3 protein-coding genes are annotated in these 2,568 nt (G+C 67.9%); 2 read left to right on the top strand and 1 reads right to left on the bottom strand.

What is annotated here, in order from left to right:
* Window positions 1–313, bottom strand: a 313-nt coding sequence (locus tag Q0C59_RS13430) for a hypothetical protein (protein WP_291216324.1), incomplete at its 3' end; no start/stop codon positions are given.
* A 74-nt stretch (window positions 314–387) separates the two neighbouring features.
* Between Q0C59_RS13430 and def the strand changes: the two genes are divergently transcribed.
* Together def and Q0C59_RS13420 are read left to right on the top strand one after the other, a co-directional pair.
* The gene (gene def / locus Q0C59_RS13425; protein WP_291216323.1) at window positions 388–927 is read left to right on the top strand and encodes a peptide deformylase; all 540 of its coding nucleotides are present in this window, start codon (window positions 388–390) and stop codon (window positions 925–927) included.
* Between the two features lie 98 nt (window positions 928–1,025).
* A complete protein-coding gene (locus Q0C59_RS13420; RefSeq protein WP_291216322.1) occupies window positions 1,026–2,447 on the top strand; it encodes an efflux transporter outer membrane subunit in 1,422 nt (473 codons plus the stop codon).
* The last annotated feature ends 121 nt before the right edge of the window (window positions 2,448–2,568 follow it).

The following is a 2,568-nucleotide window of genomic DNA, read 5'->3' as shown; positions in this document are numbered from 1 at the left end:
ACTTGAACTTGTAGTGGTCCCGGTTGAGCACCGCTGCGACGGCGGTGACTTCTTCCGGGAACAGTTGCAAGTTCAGCTGCGTGCTGCAGTAGTCCACCATGCCGCGCAGCAAGCCAGCGTTGTTGATGCGGCCCTGCGGGCGGTAGATGGCGCTGCCGTCGCCGCCGACCTTGCTGGTGTGGCATTGGGCGCACTTGTTCTCGGCGATGAGCTTGGCGCCAAGAGCGAGGTCGGCGCCCTTGAAGATCTCGGCGCCCTGGGCGTGCGTCAGCAGGGGCATTGACAGTGCGAAGGCGAGCAGGGCGGTCTTCATGGGTTCTCCTCGGGTGGTCACGTCGGGTGTCGCGATCAGCGAAACTAAACCCATCTCTCCCGCTTGTCCAACCCATGACCATTCACACCATCCTGAAAATGGGCGATCCGCGCCTGCTGCGCCACGCCCAACCCGTCACCCGTTTTGACACGCCCGAGCTGCACCAGTTGGTGGCCGACCTGCAGGACACCATGGTGGCGGCCAATGGCGCCGGCCTGGCCGCGCCCCAGATCGGGGTGGACCTGCAGGTGGTGCTGTTTGGTAGCGGTGCGCCCAACCCGCGCTACCCCGACGCACCGGTGGTGCCGCGCACCGTGTTGGTGAACCCGGTCATCACGCCGCTGGGTGACGAAGAGGAAGAGGGCTGGGAAGGTTGTCTGTCGGTGCCGGGCCTGCGCGGCGTGGTCCCTCGCTGGCGGCGCATCCGCTACCAGGGATTCGACGAGCGGGGTCTTGCCATCGACCGCGAAGCCGAGGGTTTCCATGCGCGGGTGGTGCAGCACGAGTGCGACCACCTGTGGGGCAAGCTCTATCCCATGCGGGTGCGCGACTTCACCCGTTTCGGCTTCACCGAGGTGCTGTTTCCCGGGCTGGACGCGGCCGAAGACGATTGAAACAATCCGTCGCGCGATTGAAATGAATTGACATGTTCGGGCTTGCACATCGACTAGAGTCGGCCCCGGGTCAAACCAAACAACAGGGATTCCTTTTCATGAAGCACTTGCTTGCCGTGACGGCGTGCGCGGCACTGCTGGGCGCCTGCAGCGTGACCAAGCCACCCGCCGAGCTGGCTGTGGACCTGCCGCCCACCTGGTACGCGCCACCCCTGGCCCACCAGGGCAGCACACAGGCACTCACCACTTGGTGGAGCCGGTTCGACGACCCGGTTCTCACCGAGTGGATCGCTCGCGCTCAGGCGCAAAGCCCCAGCATCGCCACGGCCCGCGCACAGGTGTTTGCCGCCCGCGCCACCAGGTTTGGCGTGGAGGCGCAGAACGGACCGCAGGTGAACGCCGTGGCCAACGCCAGCCGCGGCATCACCGATCCGACCATCCCGCTGGGCACCTCGCTCAGCGCGGGCCTGCAGGCTTCGTGGGCCATCGGGCTCTGGGGCGAGAGCACCGCCCGACTGGGCAGCGCACAGGCGCAGCAAGACGCGGCGGGGGCCGGCTGGCACGAAGCCAGGGTGCTGGTCGCGTCCGAACTGGCACAACTCTATTTTTCGCAGCGCCTGTGCCGCGAGCAGCTCGCCGTCGCCCTGCGCGACCGCGATTCGCGCGCTGTCACGGCGCAGAACAACAGCACCTCCGAGCGTGCCGGCCTCACCGCGCCCGCGGTGGCTGCGCTGGCGCGTGCCAGTGGTGCCGAGAGTGCGGCGCGCTACCGCCAGCAGGAAGAGGTCTGCGAGCGGCAGGTGAAGTCGCTGGTGGCGCTCACCGGCGTGCCCGAGCCCGAGGTGCGCCAGCGCCTCGCCAATGCGCCGACCCTGTTGTCGTCGGACCGCCTTGAGAACATGTTGGCGGTGAACGCCGTGCCGGCCGAGGTGATCCGACAGCGGCCCGACGTCTACCGCGCTCAGCGCGAGCTGGTGGCCGCGAGCGAAGACGTGGGGGTGGCCAAGGCCGCGCTGTTGCCAGGCCTGTCGCTCTCCGGCAGCTTGCTGCGCAACCGGCTCTCGGGCGGGGGCAACCAGGCAACATTCAACACCTGGGCCATCGGCCCGATCAGTCTGAGCCTGCCGCTGCTCGGCCGCGACGCACTGCGCGCCAGCACCGACAGCGCACAAGCCCGATACGAAGCGGCTGCCATCGCGTACGCCAGCACCCTGCGCCAGGCCGTGGCCGAGGTCGAGCAGGCGCTCGTGACGCTCTCCAGCCTGAGCGAGCGGGAGGCGTCCACGGTGACGGCGGTGGCGGGCTACGAGCAGTCGCTCAAGGGCACCGAGGCGCGCTACCGCGTGGGCCTGGCCAACCTCAACGAGCTGGAGGAGGCGCGCCGCCTCAAGCTCAACGCCGACAGCACCGCGGTGAGTCTGCAGCAAGAACGCATCAACGCCTGGATCCAGCTCTACGTCGCCCTCGGCGGCGGATTCGATCCCGTGACCAACCCCAACGCACTCAAAGACCCCGCATGAACGCCACAACTTCCCCATCGCGCAAACGCTGGCTCTGGCTGGCCATCGCACTGGCCCTGGTGCTGCTGGTGGTTTTCTGGGTGTTCATCAAGAAGCCCGCGGCACCTGCGCCCGACGCGGC

It is taken from the genome of Hydrogenophaga sp., assembly GCF_022844385.1.
In the GTDB taxonomy this organism is placed as follows: Bacteria; Pseudomonadota; Gammaproteobacteria; order Burkholderiales; family Burkholderiaceae_C; genus Hydrogenophaga.
The sequence above is the reverse complement of the archived record's forward strand: the minus strand, read 5'-3'. Positions and strand labels throughout refer to the sequence as shown.